Here is a 20,794-nt window from a genome sequence, read left to right on the forward strand (position 1 = left end):
AATTAAAATTATTACTTCTTAGTCATAACAAACTTCTCAGAACTAGCTTTTCCTTGTAAATTCCCTGAAATCTCAGCAGTCAAAGTATTATTAGCGCCTTTTGTATAGGTGATTTTTTGAGGATAATCATGTTTTACATTTTCGAAAACCAATTGTTTATCAGATTCAGCAGTTGATGGAAAAGCAACCGATTTATCATCATTCTGTCCTTTTACAGTAGCAAAATAAGTTAAGGTTTCTCCTTTTTGAGTTAATACAATGTTTTCGAAATGCAGAGTATCTTTTCCTTTAATGAAATAGGATGTCGCGCTAAAAGTACTGTCGTTTAGTTTTGTCCAGTCTTCGGTTAAAGTACCATCTGGTGATGTGTTTTCCCAATTGCCAATAAGCCAGTCTGCAATTTTGATTTTATCTTTTTCTACAGATTCTTTTTTCTGGCAAGAAGCAACAATTAATACAAGAGCTAAAAGAGTAATTTTCTGAAACATATTTATGGTTTTTGATTGTACTAAAGTATGAAAAAAATGTTTGCCACGACCCGACCGAAGGGAATAGGCGAAGCAATTACCCTAATTTTCACGAATTGATTTATATGAATTGAATAGTAAATTAATGCCACAGATTAAAAGATTAAAATGATTACAATATCTATTCGCAAGCAAAATAGAAAAATAATTCGTGAAAATTAGTAAAATTTGTAGCGAAGAAAAAAATCATTCTAATTCAGTAATCTGTGGCTAAAAAAACTTTTAAACGCTTTCGCTTAAAATCGAATAAACCAGTTCTTTAGTTGGTTTTTGATCTTTTAGTTTGGCTCTTACATCATCAAAAGTAACTTTAAAATTGCAACCTGATTTGTACTCGCTGCAACCGTAAGCGGTATTTCCTTTTAAGATGGTTCCTTTTTTACATTTCGGACAGGTTAAAGCATCAGAATCTGTTTTTGCAGCTGGTTTGTCTTTCGCGGCTGTTTTTTTAATTTCTAATTTTAACTTGTAATTTTCTTCAAAACGAATCAAACCTTCAACAGTTCCTTCATCGGTTTTAAAACCTTTTATATTTACTGTTGATCCTTTTTGAACCAATCTTAAATATTGATTTTCGGATATTTTTTTATCTGAGAAAGTATACGGCAATAAAAAATCACAACCTGCTTTATAGTTACCACATCCAAAAGCCGATTTTCCTTTTATTAAAGTGGCTTTCTGGCATTTCGGACAAGTTTCGGCTAAGATTCCTGCGGCTTTCTTTTTCTCAACTTTAACCACTTCTTTTTGAGTTGCAGTTGCGTGCGAGATATTGGCGTGTCTGGTTTCGCTTCGTACTTCGGTAACCAAAGCTTCGACCATTCGCTTCATGTTTTTAATAAACGCTCCGGCAGTATAAGTACCTTTTTCGATATCTTTCAGTTGTTTCTCCCAAGAACCTGTAAGTTCTGCTGATTTGATCAATTCGTTCTGAATCGTATCAATAAGCTGAATCCCTGTAGGTGTTGGTAAAACCTGTTTTTTATTTCGAACAATATATTGACGCTTAAAAAGAGTTTCGATAATATTCGCTCGTGTAGACGGACGACCAATACCGTTTTCTTTCATCAATTCTCGTAAATCTTCGTCGTCGACTTGTTTACCGGCGGTTTCCATCGCACGCAGTAAAGTTGCCTCTGTGAACTGATTGGGTGGTTTAGTTTCTTTTTCTAAAAACGAGGGTTCATGCGGACCTTTTTCTCCCACGACAAAATTGGGTAATAAATCGGCTTCTTTTTCTTTGGCATTCGGGTCTTCAAAAACAACACGGAAACCTTTTTTTAAGATCACTTTTCCAGTGGTTTTGAACATTACCTCGGCTGCTTTTCCTATTACTGTGGTATTGGCAACCAAACAATCATCATAGAATACGGCAATAAAACGTCTTGTAATAATGTCATATACTTGTTGCTGATTGAATTGCAAATTACTCTCAATTCCGGTTGGAATAATCGCGTGGTGATCTGTAACTTTTTTATCGTTGAAAACCTTAGGAGATTTTTTTATTTTTTTGCCTAGAAGTGGTTGCGTTAACTCGGCATATTTAGATAATTTTTGCAGAATTCCCGGTACTTTTGGGTAAATATCATTGGGTAAGAAAGTCGTATCAACTCTGGGATACGTAACTACTTTTTGCTCGTACAAAGTTTGTACAATTTTAAGCGTTTCATCTGCCGAAAATCCAAATTTGGTATTACAATACACCTGTAAGCCCGTTAAATCGAATAGTTTAGGTGCGTATTCGTTTCCGTTTTTTTTATCAACCGAAACAATTTCGAATTCGCTTTCTTTGACTTTATTGGCGAGAAGTTCTCCGTCTTCTTTTTTCAGGAAACGGCCTTCTTCATAACTAAAAAGAGTTTCTCTGTATAACGTTTGTAATTCCCAATAGGGTTGAGGTTTGAAGTTTTCGATTTCTTTCCAGCGATCTACAACCATTGCCAATGTTGGTGTTTGCACGCGGCCAATAGACAAAACTTGTTTGTAACCGCCATGTTTTACGGTATACAAACGCGTGGCATTCATACCCAATAACCAGTCGCCAATGGCTCTTGAAAATCCGGCGTAGAATAAATTATCGTAGTTTTCAGAAGGTTTTAAATTTTCGAATCCTTCTTTTATCGCTTCGGTTGTTAGAGACGAAATCCATAAACGCTGTACTTCGCCTTTATAATTCGCTTCGTTCATTACCCAACGCTGAATCAGTTCTCCTTCTTGCCCGGCATCCCCGCAGTTTATAACCACTTCGGCTTTGTCGAACAGACTTTTTACAATTCTAAATTGCTTTTCGATACCTGAATTCTGAACGACTTTGGTTTCGAATTTCTCCGGAAGCATGGGTAAATTATTCAAATCCCAGCTTTTCCAGTGTGGTTTGTAATCGTTGGGTTCTTTTAAAGTACATAAATGCCCAAATGTGTAGGTCACGGCATAACCGTTTCCTTCAAAATATCCATCGTGCTTGGTATTGGCTCCCAAAACGGATGCGATTTCGCGTGCTACACTTGGTTTCTCAGCAATACATACCTTCATTTTTCTCCTTCCTTGTTTAAAAGGCGAAATTAAGGATTTTTTATAAGAAAGGAGCAAAGGTTCTTAGGAACAAGGGTTTTTTCTAATCTCGCAAAGACGCAGAGTCGCAAAGTTTTTTTGTTTCACACAGATTTTTAAAAGATTAGAGCAGATATAGGCAGGACCGAACATGAAATCTGCTCAATTTGCCGAATCTGCGAGAAAAAAACTTTACATCTGTGTTTTTAATCTTGCAAAATTTTTATGGCTTAGTTGATTTCCAAATGCTAAATGCATTTCTAATTTCATTCCAATATATTTTATCAGTTATTTTTGGATATGAAGGATGATAAGCATTAATACATAACTTATCTGAAGAAATCATGTAAAATGCTGTGTTGGTAGTTTTTTCATTGGCGTATTTTTTTTCTGCTTCAGAAATTTTCCAACCAATTCTAGCTAAATCATCATATTCAAAATATTTAAGAGTGTTTCCAAATATTATAATGTTTGGCTCTAAATTTTCAATTTGATCTAAAAGTCGTTCTCGATTTTGATTGTATGCTTCTTTTATTTTCCAGTCATTTGATGAAGAGTCAGCAGGATATTTATTAATGTTAATATATGCAATTTTTTTAACTACTTCATAAGCTTCTTCGTTTGCATAAGGTACATTTTTCCATTCGACTTCTGGATAGAAAATACCATAAGTAGCGTATATCATTTTGCGAAATGTAGGTATCGATAAAGCATTCTTAATATGCCAATTTTCACGAAAAGCTGCACATAAATCAATCTCTTCTTTTTCTTTGTCTTCCGGAGAAACATTTGCTTCTTTCAAAATCCATAGAACCTTTAATGTGGAATTATTATATTGAGTTTCATCAATCTTTCCGTCAATTATTTTATTCACTGGCTAAAACTTTAAAAATTAATTATATGCGAATTTCTAATTAAACCTTCTTTCTTCTGTCCGTAAGATATTTTCTAATTGGGATATCATAAAAAATCATGGTCAAATAGGCGATACCCACAAGAAGAATAGTGCCTGCAATGATAATAAAAGTAAGTTGTGTGGTTTCAGGTTTGTACGTGGTGTAATAGTTGGCGAATATCCACATTGCGGCATAATGCGTCATGTATAAAGGATATGATATCTGTCCGAAGAAAACGCATAGTTTTTTGAATCCCGGTGCCAAAGTTGCTCCGGCTCCCAATACGATCAATAAAGGGAAATAAAATAAAACGACCAAAGGTTCTGTAAGCCAATTGAAATCTGAAAAAGGCAATACAAAAGCCAAAAGCAATAATACAGATAAACCGATGAAACCTAATTTTGATTTAATAATCCAATTTGAGCGGTAAATGAGCATTCCTGCTAAAAACGAAAACGAAATACGACCAAGGCCATCCCAAAAAGTTTCGCCGCTCCATCCGCCCATTAAAGAACCTCCCGCGCGTTGGCTCACAAAACAAATTCCTACTGCAGCCAAAGCCGTTAATACAAAAAGTGAACGACGGCTTAGTTTATAAAGGAAAAGTGCGTAAAAAATATTGGCAACATATTCCCAAAACAAAGACCAGCCCGGCGCATTTAATCCGAATATATTGAAATATCGATCTGCCATGACCGGAAACGGAATCAGAAAAACGGATGCCAGAAATATCAAAATGATTTTACTGGTTTGGTAAGCTTCAGGATGACCGCCAAACGGATCAAAAAGAAAAGCCAATAAACCTAATACAGAGCCAAAAACAACCAAAGGATGTAATCTGATTAATCTTAATTGAAAAAAGTCGGTAAGTTTCATTTTTCCAATGCGGTCATGATAGGCGTAGGCAATAACAAATCCCGAAAGGCAAAAGAAAAAGTCAACCGCTAAAAAACCATGCGCAATAAAATTTTCGCTGGGCGGATGAACGATTTCCATAAAATGAAAAATCACAATGGCCACAGCGGCTATTCCTCTTAATCCGTCGAGGATTTCAAAATGTTGTTTTGGTTTTAGGGTTTCGGTTTGGGGTTGTGTCATGGTTTTATTTAATACTGAGGAACAATTATAAGAAACTCAATTTAATTGAATATTTTATTCCTGATCTATTTTAAAAATTCTTGAATAATTCCCAAATTCAGTTCCTTTAAGGCGCTCTTCGATTACTTTTTTGGCTATATCAAAGTCAACAACCATACATCCAACTTCCATAGTTCCGCTGCCAATACTTCCGCCATCGGTATGTCCAAGTCCTGTCCAGCCTAAAACTTCATCCATTTTTTGTTCAAGTCTATGTCGTTTTTCAAGATCTTGTTCGGTTCCAAAACCATCAATGCTATATTCGATTTCTAAAAAGCAGACTTTATCCTGGTCAAACTCTGTATAGCCTTCTTTTAGTTTCTGGTCAATTTCTTTTTGAACATTTTTTGTGAAACTCGAAAATAATCCGCCTTTGACTTCTTTATTTTGTCCCTGTTCTCCAACGATTCCCCAATGTACAATGGCTGTTTTTTCGTCTTTATCCCAAGTTTCCCAGTACCAAAGCTGATTGTCTTTTTGTTTATAGAGTTTAAGCATATTTGAGTTTTTAAATTGTTTTTGGTTCTATGATACAGATTTACAATCTGTTTTTACAAAGATTGATTTTTTCTGATTATAAAAAAAGCCACAAAATTATTTTCTTGTGGCTTTATTTTATTGTGATGATAACAAATTGAAACGTTTACTCTTTAAAAACATCAATTCTTTTCATCCAGAAAATTCCTGATTCTAAAAATTGAAGTTTTGTCTTCACGATTTTGTCACTTTTATCTCTTGGATTTTTGGTTATGAATCTTGCTGTTGAATTATTAAAATCTAAAGTGTACTTCTCGTCAAAATCTTCTTTTTTATTAGAAGAAAAAGTAATCATATTGTCTTTTGCGCTCCATTTTCCTTTTCCGTATGTATTGACTTCCGGTGGAGTTCCGCCCTGCATTTTCGAATACGAATGAAATTCGAATGTTCCGTCCTGATTTAAGGTCAGTTTATATTCTATGATATGTTTTCCTTTTTCACCAAGTGAACGCGTATAATCGCCAGCGAAATTGTTTGATTGTGCGAGTAGGGTTAGGTTGAAAATTAAAAACAGGGTGGTTAGTATTAGTTTCATTGATTTGAAAATGGATTAGAAGTTTTAGTAGAAGATCTTAAATTTTTCTTTGAATTAATAAAACACCCCAAATTAGGATTCCGAAGATTATTGAGAATATAAAATTAGCTTTATCAAAATTGCGAATGTTAAACAAGTAACTAATGAGTAAAGAACTGGTACAACTTACTAAGAGCTTTAAAAATTTATTTTTTAAATTTTTGTCTTCGTAATTCCAATTCAGTTTACTTATTCTATTTTTCATTTACTCGATTGATAATTTAATTATGACGAATATAAAGTTAAAAATTCTAATTTGATACTCTTTTTTATTCAATCGGTTGAATACAACTGATTGTATACAATCACCTAAAAATAATCTATTACTTGTAATTTCGTTTCGGTGAAAAACTATTAAAAATTAATCATGGAAATGCAACATACAAAACAACTCACAGAATTTCTGGAATCAATGAAAAGAATCAATAAATTCGACAAGCTAAAATCAGAAAATAGAAGTGATAATTCGTTTAGTGTAACGCTAAAGGTTTCCGGTTATAACGAACTTAATCTAATGATTTCAGATCTTCTTAAAGCAAGTATCGTTTTAATGAATAAGGAAGCCCGAAGTTTGGCTGTTTTTGAATCAGACACAGATATTAATGTGGTGACTTTGCTTGAAATTGCATTGCAGCTTTTACCTGATCAGGAAATGGAGTTATTGGATGATTTGCATAAGATTTGTTTGGAGGCTGATGCGGTATAAGTTTTTCAATTATTTCCACATTAAAATAAAATCAAGTAAATTTTCAATAATTATTTTGAGCCAATTTTTCTCTGTTGGTTTATACTTGTTCATAGTTGGTAAGATTTTAACTTTGCATAGGGGTTTTTGAGAATAGGAAAACCTGCAACGCAAATGTCTCTGACTTTGCGCTATTTAAATATAGTTTCTTGAAACTAAAATTACTCAAAGTCTGACTTTTGTTCTAATTTATATTTGTAAAAATAGCTATTTAAAACAATTTGTAAAAAGTCAGAGACTTTTATCAGATTTAGAGTTTCTAAGAGAAAAAAAAAACACAAAGTCGGAGACATTTGCGTAGCTTTTCATAATGAACACTTCGTAGAGCGGGGAATTATTATTCGTATAATTCCCAATACTGATCATCGATAAATCGCACAAAAGGCTCACTTATAAATATTTCGCTGTAATCTCCGTCTTCGTCTAAAAGGTAAAAACTTTCTCCTTTTTTTGTTAAAGCGCTATAACTCATAGCTGCTTGATATGGTGTATCAAAATAGTAAAGTTTGTCTTCTTCTTTACAAACGATATTAAAAACTGAATAGAGAAACAAAAGTCTAGTTTCACGAAGTACTTCAGTAATTTCGTCAATAGTTTCTAAGTATTGCTTAGGTGATTTTATTTCATTAATATCGAAATTTTCTTTCAATAATTTTACTTTGCCCGAAAAAGGTTTAAGTTCGAAATTATTCGAAATATCTTCAATTTTTTGTGACAGTTTGTTTAGTTCTTCTTTTGTCATTGTTGGTTTTTAAGGATTTTTTGGTCATAAGTTGAATGATAACGATTGTTTTTATCGTTTGCATGAGTTGCGCTCACGAGTGTGACACTCGTGCTAGCTTGGGTACAGCGCTTTTAATAAACATCATTTTCATATTTTTCGCTTTCTTTTATTGTTTCTTCGATCTCTTCTAATGATCGATAATCGATCGGAAATGGAAGATGTGTAGGATGATTATAAAGCTCAAGATTAACTTCATCACGATAATCTTCATCCAGATTTTTAAAATGAGTTATTTCGGTTAAAGGAAAAATGGCATCTGATTTTATACTTAATACAAAACCTAGTGGGGGAAATGTTAATTCATTTACTAATCCATAAATATTTGTATACATTGTATTCAATTGTCTTATTTGACCAAAATGATTGAGATACATAAATACGCGAAATTTATCAGGTAAATTTTTCTCTTTTGGATTTTTTAAAAAAGATAGTAATTCAGAATTTTCATCAGTAAACTCTGCTTTTTGCATGCATACAAACATTGCTATCACTTGCTTTAGTAATCTAAGGGGAGATATTCCATTTGTTGTAAACTTAGCTGTTTTAAAGTTTTTATTTTGAAAAATAGTTTTGGCCACTTGAGCCATTTTAAAATAATCAGGAACATAATTGTTTCCAAGAAAGCTATTACATTTTCTGCATAAGCAATATTCGCCTATCCCTCCTTGCTGAAGTTTTGCTGTAGGTTTATAATCTTCTTTATGCGCGTTTTGAACATATTCTAAATATGGAATAGTTCTGAATTTTGTATATTTATTAAAAGCAGCTTTAGGTGGAATGTGTTCAAAACTTAATTCAGTTTTCTTTTTACAGATTCGACATATTCCAGTTTGCATTTTTCTACGTGACATATAATTTAACTATTTAGTTTTAGTTATGTTATGACGAATATTGTCAAAAGATTTTGTTGCTTTAGAATAAATAAATATTTATGGTTTTTAAAAATAATGAAATTCTTATAAATTTTCCACTAATATTACTTTTTTTATTATTTCTAAACTAGGTTTGTATATTGCAACCAGAATGATGTCAAGTTTAAGAAAATTAAAAATTTTAAGTCGATGTCTTCCATCGGAAATGTTGATTTTTTTTCTCCGCTAGCGCGAGCATCCCGCTCGTGCCCGCACAGTACTTCATTGTTTTGTTATTGACATGGCTGTGTTGTCCTGCAAAAAGTTCATATATTCCATTGTGTTTTTGACAGGCTTGTACGAATGAGCGAACAGTTGTTATAAAAGTGTATCAAAATCTTTTAATATAGCTCTCATTAATTTTTCGCCGTTTTCTCCTAAATCAGAATTACTTAATCCTAAATCTTTTCTCATTTGTTTTAAAACTTCAGTAAGTTTTCTAATATGCTCAGCAGTTTGATTAGGGTCACTATTATCAAATACATATATATATTGCATATAATCACTGAAAGCATTAACTACATTGGGAGGTGCAAATAATATATTTTTTTTGTAAAACTCAAAAAGCCTATTTACATCAGATGATTTTTGTTTTGTTTCATTTTTCCCAGCAAATATATCTATTATAATGTCCACAAAGTCTTGATAGGCTTGTCTTCTTTCTTTTGCATTTTCATTAAACAATTCCCTTTTTTTATCTAAATATCGTTTTAAAAGAAAGCCTATTCCACCACCTGTCAAAGGAAGAAGAATTGTCATTAAGACTTCGATTGCTTTATCTGTCATAATTTTTAGTTTTTTATTTTACGGAATTAATAACCTACGTTTTACAAAGTCTTTCACCAATTAGGATAAATAAGAATAAGAGAATAATAAACTACTAATTTTTGGTCCTTACTGATAGAAAAAGTTTATCATTATAATTTTTACCAAATTCAACAAATATCTCACCGTCTGTTCTAGTTGTGAGACAATTTCTTTTTTCACTTGAACCATTTTTATAATAAACTACCCATCCTTGGGATTTTTGAGAATATCTGGATGTTGCACTTGTATCACAAAATCTACCATCTGAAATGATGGTTAATTTTGGATTTACGAGGTTTATAAAATCGGTGTTATATCCAGATTCTCTACCGTGATGTGGAGCTAATAAGATATCAGCATTTTTAATGGATGTTTTAAATGATTCTTTTTGTAGTAGTTCTTCAAAAGAAGATTTTTCATTATCCCCAGGGATAACTACCTTAATACCTTCAAATTCTAAAACTGTAATTATACTGTGATTGTTGAAATTGCTTTTATTACAATTTATTGGATGAAATGTTTTTATAGATAAACCACCATAATTAGAAATTAATTTTGGATTACTTGTATTCGTATCTCTAACAGGCGAATTATACCGGTTATTAATTTCGCAATATTTTTCAAAAATGGGTTTATCTCTATTTCTAATAGGTTGTGTTTCTTTTTCTTCTTGCATTATCTCTTCATTTGTTATATGGTTTGGTCTTAGCAATATTTTCGGTGAAAGAGTGTCGAAATTAACAATATCTTCAATATGATCAAGATGTGGATGAGTGATAATAACATAATCTAATTGACTAACATTAAGATGTTCTTTAATATACATTAATGGACTAAAACCTCTATTGTTATCATCAAAAGATCCAATTCCAAGATCAATAACGATATGTTTTCCATTTGGGGATTTGATGTACGTTGCATGTCCAGCTTGTACATCCCAAAAAATCATTTTTACTGTTTGACTCATTATTTTTCTGTTAAAAATTGTTCGTAAAGTGTTTTTGCGTAGTAATTTCCAAACTTATTTATTATAAATTTCGAAAAAATTATTGGTAGAATGTATATAGTTAATAATATTATTGAAGTGATTTCAAGCGTGTTATCTTTTGTTAATATTGCATAAATTAAAATTATTGCACTTATTAGTGAGGCCATTGAAGAACCTCCTATCAAATTTCTAATAAATCCATATTCAAGATTATGTTGAAATAGAAAAGCGTTACCTCGTAATAAATTTCGAATCTGCGAGACTGCAAAAACAATTTGTTTTTTTGATTCTTCTAAATCTGAAACTTCCTCAATTTCATTCTTTAATTTTATTTGAAAATCTTTGTTTATTTTTTGTCTTATTTTGGATTTAGTGTTTTTATCCAATTTGGAATCTTTCCAAAGTAACATTTTTGTGGTCGGCATTTCTATTTCTTCTTTGAAATAAATTTTTTGAAATAATTCTTTTGAAACAATTCTATTTATTTGAATACTTAAAAATATTATTGCTGCAGAAATTCCAAACCCAGTTAAGGTTGGAAGTATTGTATAAATTTGATCTAAAGATGGATATATTTCTTTGTTTAAAACATAATTTATAAAAATTATTATTGGAATTGATGTTAATATAGTTGGAAATAATCTTGCTCTAATAAAGTATTGATTCATCATTGAGTTTTTGCTATGTTAGTTGCTTATTAAGATTGTGGTAAGTTTATAATTGATTTTAACTTATATCGAAAATATGATATGCATCTAAAATTTTATCGAAAGTTGGATCACTCCATTTGCGATTATTTCTGAAATCTCTAGCAAATTCATAATTTTTAACATAAAACGAAATTTTGTCTTTTTGAATATCTAAAATTATATATCCAGCTTGATTATTCGTTATTCTTATTTCAGGATAGCTATTATATGCTAGATGTTTAGAACTTGCATTTCCAAACAATGTTATTGTTGGATTTAGAGTTGCTAAGAAATCATAATTCCTTCCCGAATCACGCCCATGATGTGGGGCAAATAAGATGTCAATGTTTTTTACTTCTTCTTCAAAATTATTTAAAATATATTCCCATGTTTTATCTTCACTATCTCCTGCAAGTAATATTTTCCAATTTCCACCATCTGCTTTTGGTGGGGTGTATAATAGTACATATGATGAATCATTCCAATTCTCTTTATCATTACAATGTTTAATTAATTCCGGAGTTGGAGAAAGGATTTGTATATAATCTTGATTATAGTAATCATTAACATTAGTTGCATAATACGTTAATCTTTTTGGTTCCTTATATTCTGTATCTCGAATTTTTTTATAAAATTTCCAATCATCCATATTGTAACCGCCAGAATTTGCTTTATCTGATATCCCCTTACTATTGCAAGTATCCCAAATATTTTGTATCGAAAATTCATCAAATAAATCTTTAATTCCATCTAAATGATCCATGTCTGGATGTGTAATTATAAACCTAAAAATTGAATTAATTTTGAGTTTTTTTAGATATTGAATGGGATTATCAGGTGTTTTTTTTTGTTTATAATCTTTCTTGTTAGTTGGGACCTGAGTTCTCAAATACATGTTTTTACGAATTTCTGAATTTCGAACTTTTATTTCTTCAGCAGTATCGTAATCGTTATAAGCATTACTTACATCAATTACAGAAATTCTTCCACTATCATGTTGTATAATGTTACAATCTCCCTCGAGAACATTTAAAAAATGAATTTTTGACATATTTGTATTGTTTTAGGTTAGATATAATTGATTTTAATTTAAAAATTAGAAGATTTTTTTTAATTTATTTGTTATTCTGATGAAAAATCATAATAAAGGAGTGTGAGAAATATTCCTTATGTTCAATGTAAAGTATTATAAACAAACATCGACTTTATTTCAAATTAACCACCAAGTAAAAACACCTGATTTTTTTTTGCTAAAGTAAATTTTGCTAATTCAATAATTTTACGGAAATCCATAAACACCTAAATAAATCCGAAAACCCCTAGCCCTGATAGAAGTGAAAATCCTTTTGTGCCGGCGTTCGGCACAAAAGATTGTAACGGATAGCAGGAAACAGCTCAAAAAAAGATCCTGATTCCTCCAAATTTCCCCTTCAAAAAACACAAAAAATCAATACTAGAATTTTAAACAAAAATTTCGTAATTTTGCACTCCAATAAAAGGAATTAGAAAATGTTAGATAGACTTCAAATAGTAAAACAGCGTTTCGACGAGATTTCGGACTTAATTATCCAGCCGGATGTTATTTCTGATCAGAAACGTTATGTGCAATTGAATCAGGAGTACAAAAACCTGAAAGCATTGGCTGAAAAGCGCGATGAATATGTACTTGTGATGGCTAATATAGATGAGGCAAACGAAATTATTGCTGATGGAAGTGATGCAGATATGGTTGAAATGGCCAAAATGCAACTAGATGAAGCAAAAGAAAGATTGCCTGAACTTGAGGAAGAAATCAAGTTTATGTTGATCCCTAAAGATCCTGAAGATGCTAAAAACGTGATGGTCGAGATTCGTGCAGGTACGGGTGGAGATGAAGCGAGTATTTTTGCAGGTGATTTATTTAGAATGTATACTAAATATTGTGAGAACCAGGGTTGGAGAACTTCGGTAGTAGATATGAACGAAGGAACTTCGGGTGGTTTCAAAGAGGTTATTTTTGAGGTATCCGGAGAGGATGTTTACGGAACTTTGAAGTTTGAAGCCGGAGTGCACCGTGTACAACGTGTTCCTCAGACTGAAACTCAGGGTCGTGTGCATACATCTGCAGCTACGGTGATGGTTTTACCAGAAGCGGAAGAGTTTGATGTACAGATTGATATGAACGATGTTCGTGTGGATTTCTTCTGTTCATCTGGACCTGGAGGACAATCTGTAAATACGACGAAATCTGCGGTACGTTTAACGCACATTCCTACGGGATTGGTGGCGCAATGTCAGGATCAGAAATCGCAACATAAAAACAAAGATAAGGCGTTGAACGTTTTACGTTCTCGTTTGTACGAACAGGAATTGGCTAAGAAAGAGGCTGAAGATGCTACAAAACGTACATCGCAGGTGAGTTCTGGTGACCGTTCGGCTAAGATTCGTACTTACAATTACGCTCAGGGTCGTGTAACAGATCACAGAGTTGGTTTGACTTTATACGATTTAGGAAACATCATGAATGGTGACATTCAGAAAATTGTTGCCGAGCTTCAGTTGGTTAATAATATGGAGAAATTAAAAGAGGCTTCGGAGGTTTTTTAATTTAAGGTACTAAGGTTCTTAGTTGCTGAGGTTCTGAGTTTTTAGGGACAAAGGTTCAGAGGAGCAAAGGGACAAAGGCTTTTGCCAATCTATATAAATATAAAAATCCTGTTTCACTAATCGTGAAACAGGATTTTTTTTGATTATAAGATAAACATAGCCAGTGGTTTCAACCACTGGAACTGAGTTTTTAGGGACAAAGGTTCAGAGGAGCAAAGGGACAAAGGCTTTTGCCAATCTATAAAAATATAAAATCCTGTTTCACTAATCGTGAAACAGGATTTTTTTTAATCATAAGATAAACATAGCCAGTGGTTTCAACCACTGGAACGCAATATATATAATCGCAATATATCCAAATCGTAATTTGTAATCGCATTGCATATCATCACAATATATCGTAACAATAAATTCTCATGATTTACATTCTGCATTCCGTTTCCCAAGATTAAAACCTCGGAATATATTTGAAATATCGTAAATACAAAAAGCCCCTGTTTTACTAATGTGAAACAGGGGCTTTTTTTGGTTCAGACGAAGTCTGGTTTTAGACTTTCAAAAGAAATCTTAGAACCTTAGCAACTCAGTATCTCAGAACCTTTATAAAATATATAGTGAAGGATATTAACTGTTTAACCGTTTGTTTATAAAACGTATAAAGCAAGTTAGATACCTAGAAATACTCTCGAAAATTCGAAACATTTATATAGATTCGAGTAAACGTATACACCATTTTTTAATACTATTTCGCTTAACTTTTCCATAATACATAAATTTGAGTTAGACAATTACTCTCTTGATGATTCTTGTTGTGATGATTCTTCTTTTTGTGAATCATGATGTGGTTTTGAAACTAAATTAGTTACGACAAGCTGTAATAAGGATCCGAAAATACCTTTGAATGCTGAGGTGCTTTTTCCTACTACAAATCGCTTTGCGAGGTAGCCAATCCCAATGCTTATTGCTGATTGTGCCAGATTGCTTTTAAAACCTACAGTTTCGTTGATTTCTTCTACTGTATTCCTGATTAGATTAAGCGGTTTTAAATTGTGCTTAATTTCCTCGATTTCGTCTTTTATAGCGCACCATTCTGCGTCCTGTCGAATTTCTAATTGTTGAATCGTCTGATTTAATCCATCAATAGTGTAAATAGTTTCCATAACAGTCTTTTTTAGTTATTAATTAATTTAAATCAGTTTTATTATCTTTTTTAGTTTCTTTTAAAATACTGGAAATAATCATGTTTCCAATAGGTGTTTTAATGATCTTATGTTGCAAAGTATGCATTAAGATTGCAACGATAAGGTAAAAAAGTGCTACGATAAAAAAACCGTAATAATACTCCCCAAGTACTTTACCAAGCCATAAACTAATCCCTATATTCAGGAATAAGGTAAAAAATGCAACAACAGCGCCAACTGCTATTCTTGATGTTAATGTTGATAAAACATCTGCTACTGCTGATACCGTTTTAAGCTTTAGTAATTCTAAGCTTGTTTTGGTATAGTTTTCAGCTTTTTCATAAAGATTTAAGTTCTCGTTTGTTGTTGCATCTGATTCCATGATATAGGGTATTTATGGTTTAAAAATTTCACTTTTTAGTAGTTCGTTTTTACACTTTTTGCTTCATCTTTAATTGCGTTGAAGTCTTCTTTTGCCTGGTTGAATTTTGCTTTTCCTTCTTCGATAATATCTTTACCATTTGAAGAAATTGTGCTCACAATACCATCGAATTTTGCTTTTGCTTTATCTCCGTAATCTTTTGATTTATCTGAGATTTTTTTTCTAGTGTTTGACCCTTTGTCCGGTGCGAATAATACACCTAAAAATGCTCCTGCAGCTGCAGCTCCTAAAATTCCTAAAATTGTGTTACTTGCTTTCATAATATTTGATTTAGTGATTAATATAATTTTTTATAATGTTGATTTTTAAACTTCTCGACCTTTGATCAGTCTGAATAGTATTGCAATAATTGCAATTACCAATAATATGTGGATGATACTTCCTAAGCTATAAACAAAGAACCCAAGAGCCCAAAGAATAACCAGAATTACCGCGATTGTATATAATAAATTTGACATGGTTTTTATATTAAGGGGTTAATAATTCGTTTTTTTTAGTTCAGTTTATACGATAAGTATAAAGTTAAGTTGCTGTTTTTTGCATCCGGAAATGTGTAGGTTGTTCCTGCAACAGTTCTTTCTTTTCCAACAGTTGTTAATCCGTAGTTGTAACGTAAACCAATGCTTAGAGGGCTAAAATCTACTCCAACACCTGCAGCGATACCAGCATCAAACTTGTTTAAATCGTCAGTATCTACATCTTCGTCAAAACTAATGTCTCCGTCACCTTTTACTTTAGAACTTACTAAGTATGAAGCATAACCACCGGCGTGAACGTTAAAATTTTTGGTGATGTTTACTCTTACTAATAAAGGAACTTCGATGTAGTTTAATTTAAATTTTGCATCTCCTGAAACAAGAGCATTGTTATATTCTAATTTTGCTCCTTTTGTAGTAAACAAAATCTCTGGCTGAATAGCGATGAAATCTGAGATAGGTAATGTGGCATAAACTCCGGCATTAAATCCGTATAATACATTGTTATCATCTACGTCATCTCCGCTACCATATAGGTTAGACATATTGAATCCTCCTTTTATACCAAACTCGGTATTTACATTATTGTCCTGAGCGTGTAGCATTCCAAATGAAGCTGTTAAAAAAAGTGTTAAGGCGCATAAAAAATTTGATTGCATTTTCATAGTTTAAAATAATTTAGTTAATAATAGATATATAGGCATTTAATTAATCTCATTGTTAAGCCTTTGCATTTCGCGCAGGTTTTGATATTGTTCAGGTAAATATTGTAACACTAGTTTTAATATCGTCTTGTCATTGGTTTGTTTCGAAATCGTTTCAAACAATCCAATTTGCTCTTTTAATGATTCTGTCATAGAACTCAAATAAGCCTTATTAAAATCAGTATTATTGGCATCAATCAGTTCGTATAAATCTAGTTTATTGTGTGTAGCATTGATTTCTGTAATAATAATGAGCTTTTTATTGGCCATTTTAGAAACATCCTGCAACAATTGATTCTGATTGATTTCTATTTTTCTACTCCATTCCTGTAAAATAGAATCTGAACTTTTTTGTTGTGCAATTTGACTTTTAGAAATAATTGATTTTGTCACATTTGCTGTCGCAATAAAAAAAAAGGCTTCAATTTCTTCTTTTTCTGTTTTATTAAAAGTTTCATTTTTAAGTGAAGTTTCTATCGGATTACTTTTGTTGCACGACGTGATGCAAAGTATAATTATCAATAAAAAAAATAGTCTCAAAATGGTCGCTTTTAATTGGTGCGCTGCTTTCATTATTACTTCATAAAGTATTACATTACAAAGATGCTAACGAAACAAACATTTTGCTTTACAGCATAAAAAAGAATCTTTATATAATTCCCATAATCGGTTTATATGGGCGTTTTATCCTTTAATTTTCAAGGGGTTATTCATTAAAGTTTAAAGCAAAAAAAAAAGAAACCACAGTTTTTCTATGGTTTCTTTTTTTATGTTGAGTATAATTTAGAGGTATTTTGTTTTCCTACAGATTTCGGTCTTAGTTTTCAGTCTCAGTCTCGGTTTTCAGTCTCAGTTTTCAGTCCCAGTCTCAGTCTCAGTTCTCAGTCTCAGTTTTACTGTAAACTGTGACTGCGACTGTAAACTTTTTCCAGCTGTAAACTGCGACTGTAAACTTTTTCCAACTGTAAATTGCGACTGTGACTGCAAACTAATCTACTCTGGAAGAAAAACTGTAAAAACAGATCCTTTATTAGGAGTACTGTCGGCTATAATATGACCTTTATGATTGTCTACGATTTTTTTGCAAATGGCAAGACCAATTCCGGTTCCTGGATAATCTGTTTTAGAATGCAAACGCTGAAACAAAACAAAAATCGTTTCTTTAAACTGAGGATCAAATCCCATTCCGTTATCTGTAAAGGTAATTTTATGGAATTTCTTTACATTAGGTTCTAATAAATCCGGGTAATCGCTTGAGTTTACTTTTTCGCTTTCGATTTTAATTTCAGGAGCGATATCAGGCTGACTGTATTTTAATGAATTACCGATAAGGTTAATAAAAAGCTGCTCGATCTGATACGGAATAACAGCTAGTTTCGGCAATTTCGAAACTGTAATTACAGCATGTTTCTCCTCGATGATTTCCGCCAATTCAGATTCGGCATTTTCAAGCAGTTCGTTTAAACTTAGTTTTATAAATTCCTTTTTAGTTGTATTGGTTCTCGAGAATAAAAGTAAATCGTCGATTAACACGCGCATTCTTTTTGCCGAAACTTCGATTTTAGAAATATACGCTTTCGCACTTTCAGATAAAACTGCTTTATCGGCCTCTGAAATTCGGGAAACAAAAGTTTGAATTTTTCGTAAAGGTTCCTGTAAATCGTGACTTGCAACGTGGTTGAAAGAAGCTAATTCTTTATTGCTTTTCTCCAGTTCTCTATTGCGTTCCTCCAATTCGATGTTCAATAAATGCTCATCGGTAATATCAAAGTTAATTCCGAGTAAAATTTTACTTCCTTGCTGATCCGTCAATAATTTTCCGGTAGATTTAAAGTATCTTATTTCGTAATCCGGACGAGTGATTTTATAGTAAACAAAAGGTAATTGTTTTTTTACAACAATGTTTTCCATTGATTTTGCTACTTTTTCTTTGTCATCAGGATGTACAAATTCCAGGAAAGTTTCTTTTTCAGGAACAAAAGCATTAGGTTCAAAACCTAGTAAACGATATTGATTGTCTGAATAGTCTATTTTATCAGAATCAAGATCCCATTGCCAGGTACTGAATTTTCCGATGCTTTCAGATTCAGCCATTAGTCCACTTGAAATTAAGAGTTTTTTATTGTAAATCTTCAAACGTTCAAAGTCACGGCTAATTTGTCTGTAAGCTAATAAGATAAAACTTAGCGCCACAAGAAATAATGAAATAGAAAATAGGGGACTTAAAGAAATTTCGGCAGCATAAATTTTGAGTCTTTTTGCCAGATAATTTTTCTCGATGTCGTTCATTTCGTCAACCTGAAAACGAATGTTCTCCATCAGGATTCGACCGCCAAACATATGATTGTCGAGTTTTCTCTTATCATATGTTTTGGGATCGCTGTATTTTAAACAATTTTCGAACGAAACAAAACGCTGAATAATTAGTTTAAATAATTTTTCAAGGTTTTTTTGTTGCTTCGGATTATCGGCAGTAAGCTTTTTTAAGGTAATAAACGAAGTATTTACCTTATCGCGCGAATAAATATAAGGCGTTAAAAATCGTGCATTTCGTGTTATGATATAGCCACGCTGCCCCGTTTCGGCATCCTTAATTGCCGACATTAATCGCTCTAATTGAATGTTTATTTCATACGTATGCATTACCACTTTACTGGATTCATCTAAATCCCGATTGTGTTTGTAAGCAATAGAAGAAAGAAATAACAGAATGAAAACCGCGATTACAAAAATAACTCTCAATGAGTTTGAAGAATTAAAATTTGGTATCCATTTCATTGTATGCTATTATTTTAGTCGAAGCAGGAAATTATCACGATTTAAACCTGATGTATGATAGTGCCAGTTTACTGTAACCACTTCATTAATTATTTTTTTAAGCGTATTAAAATCGCTCGGTTTTTTAATATAAATATTGGCTCCCTGAATAAAGGTGTCTTCTATATCTTCTTCAGATGATGAAGTAGAATAAATGGCAATAATAATATTTTTAAGATGTTCTGTTTTTTTTATTTCGATCAAACACTCTTTACCTGTTTTTTTAGGCATGTTCAAATCCAGAAATAAAATATCCGGTAATTTAGTTTCAGGATCCATCAAATGATCCATCAATTGCATTCCGTCATGAACAAAATCAACCTTTGTCTGAATTTTTATTTCTTCAAAAGCATCCTTAAAAAAAAGACGATCATCTTCATCATCATCAGCTAATAGAATGTATAATGCGTTTTTTTGCATTTTAGTATGGTATTATGGGTTTTATTTTAAATTTTCTCTACGTTTCTTAATTATTCTCTGAAAAGCCGATGGCGTAATTCCAGTGGTGTTTTTAAACTGCGTACTCAAATGCGCTACACTCGAATAGTTGAGTAAAAAAGCAATCTCGGTCAAACTCATTTCATTAATAATAATTAATTGTTTGGCTCTTTCAATTTTTTGTAAAATGATAAAATTTTCAATAGAAGAATATGTTACTTCTGAGAAAACATTAGACAAGTAGCCGTAACTGTGATTTAATTTCTCTGCTAAAAACACAGAACTTTTATAATTATTGCTGTCTTCCATGAAAACAAGCTCAATTATGGCGTCTTTTATTTTTTGCACCAGAACACTTTTCTGATTTTCGACAACTTCAAAACCACACGGCAGTAAATTATTCTTTAAAGATTCGAGTGCATCAGCATCAAGATTGTCCGCAATTTCAATTTCGCCAAATCCCAGAGTCGTAAAATTTACATTTTGTTGTTCCAGGTTTTGTTTCAAAAAAAGTGAGCAAATGGTGTTAATATCGAACTTTATAAATAGTTTCATTTTATAGAAATTTGGTTAAAGATAATTAATTTATTTTTGGTTATAGAGTTTAATGCTTGTTAGCGATTTAGAACAGCGAAAAATTTAAATAAAATTCTCATAAAAATACCGCCTAATATGTTGTACTAGACGGTATTTATGGTTGATTCAGAGGTTCTTACAAATCAGCAATGATTTTGCGAACTTCATCTTTTGTTTTACCTAATTTTTGTTGAAGTTTTCCGTACATTTCGTCTTCTTTTCCTTCATCATACAATAAATCGTCATCTGTAAGATCAGCATATTGTTGTTTTAGTTTTCCCTTCAACTCGTTCCAGTTTCCTTTTATCTCTGTAGTATTCATGATATTTTTATTTAAGTATTTATAATAATGTAAATTTCCTTATTCTGTTTTGCTTTCTTGTTATATGAATTTTGCAAAGCGTTTCATAATTCACATTTTGTTATTTT

General features: G+C 32.0%; 24 protein-coding genes. 2 read left to right on the top strand and 22 right to left on the bottom strand.

The window, feature by feature from the left end; translation table 11 throughout:
• Nucleotides 1-11 precede the first annotated feature (11 nt).
• The 6 genes from L0669_RS11700 to L0669_RS11725 all read right to left on the bottom strand — a co-directional run bounded on the left by L0669_RS11700 (nucleotide 12) and on the right by L0669_RS11725 (nucleotide 6,182).
• Nucleotides 12-488: a DUF6265 family protein gene (locus tag L0669_RS11700; RefSeq protein WP_263763677.1), complete on the bottom strand. Its 477-nt coding sequence runs from the start codon at nucleotides 486-488 to the stop codon at nucleotides 12-14.
• A 261-nt stretch (nucleotides 489-749) separates the two neighbouring features.
• Nucleotides 750-3,059, bottom strand: a complete 2,310-nt coding sequence (locus tag L0669_RS11705; RefSeq protein ID WP_263763679.1) for a DNA topoisomerase 3 — start codon at nucleotides 3,057-3,059, stop codon at nucleotides 750-752.
• Between the two features lie 241 nt (nucleotides 3,060-3,300).
• Nucleotides 3,301-3,951 (bottom strand): hypothetical protein, encoded by a 651-nt coding sequence (locus L0669_RS11710; protein ID WP_263763681.1) that lies wholly within the window; start codon nucleotides 3,949-3,951, stop codon nucleotides 3,301-3,303.
• Nucleotides 3,952-3,991: 40 nt separating this feature from the next.
• The gene (locus L0669_RS11715; RefSeq protein ID WP_263763683.1) at nucleotides 3,992-5,071 is read right to left on the bottom strand and encodes an acyltransferase family protein; all 1,080 of its coding nucleotides are present in this window, start codon (nucleotides 5,069-5,071) and stop codon (nucleotides 3,992-3,994) included.
• A gap of 54 nt (nucleotides 5,072-5,125) precedes the next feature.
• On the bottom strand, nucleotides 5,126-5,608 hold the full coding sequence (locus L0669_RS11720) for a hypothetical protein (protein ID WP_263763685.1): 483 nt from the start codon (nucleotides 5,606-5,608) through the stop codon (nucleotides 5,126-5,128).
• Between the two features lie 145 nt (nucleotides 5,609-5,753).
• Nucleotides 5,754-6,182, bottom strand: coding sequence for a copper resistance protein NlpE (locus tag L0669_RS11725; RefSeq protein WP_263763688.1), 429 nt, complete (start codon nucleotides 6,180-6,182; stop codon nucleotides 5,754-5,756).
• 406 nt (nucleotides 6,183-6,588) lie between these two features.
• On the opposite strand from L0669_RS11725, the gene L0669_RS11730 reads away from it, so the two are divergent.
• A complete protein-coding gene (locus L0669_RS11730; RefSeq protein WP_263763690.1) occupies nucleotides 6,589-6,927 on the top strand; it encodes a hypothetical protein in 339 nt (112 codons plus the stop codon).
• A 376-nt stretch (nucleotides 6,928-7,303) separates the two neighbouring features.
• Here the strand turns inward: L0669_RS11730 and L0669_RS11735 are convergent, their stop codons facing one another.
• From L0669_RS11735 to L0669_RS11760, 6 genes are all read right to left on the bottom strand, one after another.
• The gene (locus L0669_RS11735; RefSeq protein ID WP_263763692.1) at nucleotides 7,304-7,708 is read right to left on the bottom strand and encodes a hypothetical protein; all 405 of its coding nucleotides are present in this window, start codon (nucleotides 7,706-7,708) and stop codon (nucleotides 7,304-7,306) included.
• A gap of 113 nt (nucleotides 7,709-7,821) precedes the next feature.
• Entirely contained in the window at nucleotides 7,822-8,601 is a 780-nt protein-coding gene (locus L0669_RS11740; protein WP_263763694.1) for a hypothetical protein, read from the bottom strand.
• 378 nt (nucleotides 8,602-8,979) lie between these two features.
• A complete protein-coding gene (locus L0669_RS11745; protein WP_263763697.1) occupies nucleotides 8,980-9,447 on the bottom strand; it encodes a hypothetical protein in 468 nt (155 codons plus the stop codon).
• Between the two features lie 94 nt (nucleotides 9,448-9,541).
• Entirely contained in the window at nucleotides 9,542-10,435 is an 894-nt protein-coding gene (locus L0669_RS11750; RefSeq protein ID WP_263763698.1) for a ComEC/Rec2 family competence protein, read from the bottom strand.
• On the bottom strand, nucleotides 10,435-11,127 hold the full coding sequence (locus L0669_RS11755) for a hypothetical protein (protein WP_263763700.1): 693 nt from the start codon (nucleotides 11,125-11,127) through the stop codon (nucleotides 10,435-10,437). The genes L0669_RS11750 and L0669_RS11755 overlap by 1 nt, the downstream gene beginning before the upstream one ends.
• A 55-nt stretch (nucleotides 11,128-11,182) precedes the next feature.
• On the bottom strand, nucleotides 11,183-12,196 hold the full coding sequence (locus L0669_RS11760) for a ComEC/Rec2 family competence protein (RefSeq protein ID WP_263763702.1): 1,014 nt from the start codon (nucleotides 12,194-12,196) through the stop codon (nucleotides 11,183-11,185).
• Nucleotides 12,197-12,654: 458 nt separating this feature from the next.
• Here L0669_RS11760 and prfA point away from each other — a divergent pair, with 458 nt between their 5' ends.
• On the top strand, nucleotides 12,655-13,731 hold the full coding sequence (prfA, locus tag L0669_RS11765) for a peptide chain release factor 1 (protein ID WP_065449322.1): 1,077 nt from the start codon (nucleotides 12,655-12,657) through the stop codon (nucleotides 13,729-13,731).
• Nucleotides 13,732-14,519: 788 nt separating this feature from the next.
• On the opposite strand, the gene L0669_RS11770 is transcribed toward prfA, so the two are convergent.
• The 10 genes from L0669_RS11770 to L0669_RS11815 form a co-directional block, all read right to left on the bottom strand.
• On the bottom strand, nucleotides 14,520-14,891 hold the full coding sequence (locus tag L0669_RS11770) for a hypothetical protein (protein ID WP_263763703.1): 372 nt from the start codon (nucleotides 14,889-14,891) through the stop codon (nucleotides 14,520-14,522).
• A 22-nt stretch (nucleotides 14,892-14,913) separates the two neighbouring features.
• Nucleotides 14,914-15,294 (bottom strand): hypothetical protein, encoded by a 381-nt coding sequence (locus L0669_RS11775; protein ID WP_263763706.1) that lies wholly within the window; start codon nucleotides 15,292-15,294, stop codon nucleotides 14,914-14,916.
• A 35-nt stretch (nucleotides 15,295-15,329) separates the two neighbouring features.
• Nucleotides 15,330-15,614, bottom strand: coding sequence for a YtxH domain-containing protein (locus L0669_RS11780; RefSeq protein WP_263763708.1), 285 nt, complete (start codon nucleotides 15,612-15,614; stop codon nucleotides 15,330-15,332).
• 45 nt (nucleotides 15,615-15,659) lie between these two features.
• A complete protein-coding gene (locus L0669_RS11785) occupies nucleotides 15,660-15,812 on the bottom strand; it encodes a lmo0937 family membrane protein (RefSeq protein WP_109746162.1) in 153 nt (50 codons plus the stop codon).
• A 35-nt stretch (nucleotides 15,813-15,847) separates the two neighbouring features.
• Nucleotides 15,848-16,495 (bottom strand): porin family protein, encoded by a 648-nt coding sequence (locus L0669_RS11790; RefSeq protein WP_395364474.1) that lies wholly within the window; start codon nucleotides 16,493-16,495, stop codon nucleotides 15,848-15,850.
• A 39-nt stretch (nucleotides 16,496-16,534) separates the two neighbouring features.
• Nucleotides 16,535-17,074 (bottom strand): DUF4142 domain-containing protein, encoded by a 540-nt coding sequence (locus tag L0669_RS11795; protein WP_263763712.1) that lies wholly within the window; start codon nucleotides 17,072-17,074, stop codon nucleotides 16,535-16,537.
• 453 nt (nucleotides 17,075-17,527) lie between these two features.
• Nucleotides 17,528-19,312 (bottom strand): CHASE3 domain-containing protein, encoded by a 1,785-nt coding sequence (locus L0669_RS11800; RefSeq protein ID WP_173970930.1) that lies wholly within the window; start codon nucleotides 19,310-19,312, stop codon nucleotides 17,528-17,530.
• A gap of 9 nt (nucleotides 19,313-19,321) precedes the next feature.
• On the bottom strand, nucleotides 19,322-19,771 hold the full coding sequence (locus tag L0669_RS11805) for a response regulator (protein ID WP_055098384.1): 450 nt from the start codon (nucleotides 19,769-19,771) through the stop codon (nucleotides 19,322-19,324).
• 21 nt (nucleotides 19,772-19,792) lie between these two features.
• Nucleotides 19,793-20,344: a helix-turn-helix domain-containing protein gene (locus L0669_RS11810; RefSeq protein ID WP_173970931.1), complete on the bottom strand. Its 552-nt coding sequence runs from the start codon at nucleotides 20,342-20,344 to the stop codon at nucleotides 19,793-19,795.
• A 157-nt stretch (nucleotides 20,345-20,501) separates the two neighbouring features.
• Nucleotides 20,502-20,687, bottom strand: coding sequence for a CsbD family protein (locus L0669_RS11815; protein WP_055098382.1), 186 nt, complete (start codon nucleotides 20,685-20,687; stop codon nucleotides 20,502-20,504).
• Nucleotides 20,688-20,794 lie beyond the last annotated feature (107 nt).

Source organism: Flavobacterium bizetiae, assembly GCF_024271895.1.
Taxonomy (GTDB): Bacteria; Bacteroidota; Bacteroidia; order Flavobacteriales; family Flavobacteriaceae; genus Flavobacterium; species Flavobacterium bizetiae.

Excerpts from the sequence above, each read along its gene's own strand:
- L0669_RS11780 (WP_263763708.1), bottom strand. The coding sequence starts at position 15,614 with ATGAAAGCAAGTAACACAATTTTAGGAATTTTAGGAGCTGCAGCTGCA.
- L0669_RS11720 (WP_263763685.1), bottom strand. The coding sequence starts at position 5,608 with ATGCTTAAACTCTATAAACAAAAAGACAATCAGCTTTGGTACTGGGAA.
- L0669_RS11735 (WP_263763692.1), bottom strand. The coding sequence starts at position 7,708 with ATGACAAAAGAAGAACTAAACAAACTGTCACAAAAAATTGAAGATATT.
- prfA (WP_065449322.1), top strand. The coding sequence starts at position 12,655 with ATGTTAGATAGACTTCAAATAGTAAAACAGCGTTTCGACGAGATTTCG.
- L0669_RS11790 (WP_395364474.1), bottom strand. The coding sequence starts at position 16,495 with ATGAAAATGCAATCAAATTTTTTATGCGCCTTAACACTTTTTTTAACA.
- L0669_RS11775 (WP_263763706.1), bottom strand. The coding sequence starts at position 15,294 with ATGGAATCAGATGCAACAACAAACGAGAACTTAAATCTTTATGAAAAA.
- L0669_RS11805 (WP_055098384.1), bottom strand. The coding sequence starts at position 19,771 with ATGCAAAAAAACGCATTATACATTCTATTAGCTGATGATGATGAAGAT.
- L0669_RS11700 (WP_263763677.1), bottom strand. The coding sequence starts at position 488 with ATGTTTCAGAAAATTACTCTTTTAGCTCTTGTATTAATTGTTGCTTCT.
- L0669_RS11810 (WP_173970931.1), bottom strand. The coding sequence starts at position 20,344 with ATGAAACTATTTATAAAGTTCGATATTAACACCATTTGCTCACTTTTT.
- L0669_RS11755 (WP_263763700.1), bottom strand. The coding sequence starts at position 11,127 with ATGATGAATCAATACTTTATTAGAGCAAGATTATTTCCAACTATATTA.
- L0669_RS11815 (WP_055098382.1), bottom strand. The coding sequence starts at position 20,687 with ATGAATACTACAGAGATAAAAGGAAACTGGAACGAGTTGAAGGGAAAA.
- L0669_RS11730 (WP_263763690.1), top strand. The coding sequence starts at position 6,589 with ATGGAAATGCAACATACAAAACAACTCACAGAATTTCTGGAATCAATG.
- L0669_RS11770 (WP_263763703.1), bottom strand. The coding sequence starts at position 14,891 with ATGGAAACTATTTACACTATTGATGGATTAAATCAGACGATTCAACAA.
- L0669_RS11745 (WP_263763697.1), bottom strand. The coding sequence starts at position 9,447 with ATGACAGATAAAGCAATCGAAGTCTTAATGACAATTCTTCTTCCTTTG.
- L0669_RS11800 (WP_173970930.1), bottom strand. The coding sequence starts at position 19,312 with ATGAAATGGATACCAAATTTTAATTCTTCAAACTCATTGAGAGTTATT.
- L0669_RS11750 (WP_263763698.1), bottom strand. The coding sequence starts at position 10,435 with ATGAGTCAAACAGTAAAAATGATTTTTTGGGATGTACAAGCTGGACAT.
- L0669_RS11740 (WP_263763694.1), bottom strand. The coding sequence starts at position 8,601 with ATGTCACGTAGAAAAATGCAAACTGGAATATGTCGAATCTGTAAAAAG.
- L0669_RS11705 (WP_263763679.1), bottom strand. The coding sequence starts at position 3,059 with ATGAAGGTATGTATTGCTGAGAAACCAAGTGTAGCACGCGAAATCGCA.
- L0669_RS11760 (WP_263763702.1), bottom strand. The coding sequence starts at position 12,196 with ATGTCAAAAATTCATTTTTTAAATGTTCTCGAGGGAGATTGTAACATT.
- L0669_RS11715 (WP_263763683.1), bottom strand. The coding sequence starts at position 5,071 with ATGACACAACCCCAAACCGAAACCCTAAAACCAAAACAACATTTTGAA.
- L0669_RS11785 (WP_109746162.1), bottom strand. The coding sequence starts at position 15,812 with ATGTCAAATTTATTATATACAATCGCGGTAATTCTGGTTATTCTTTGG.
- L0669_RS11725 (WP_263763688.1), bottom strand. The coding sequence starts at position 6,182 with ATGAAACTAATACTAACCACCCTGTTTTTAATTTTCAACCTAACCCTA.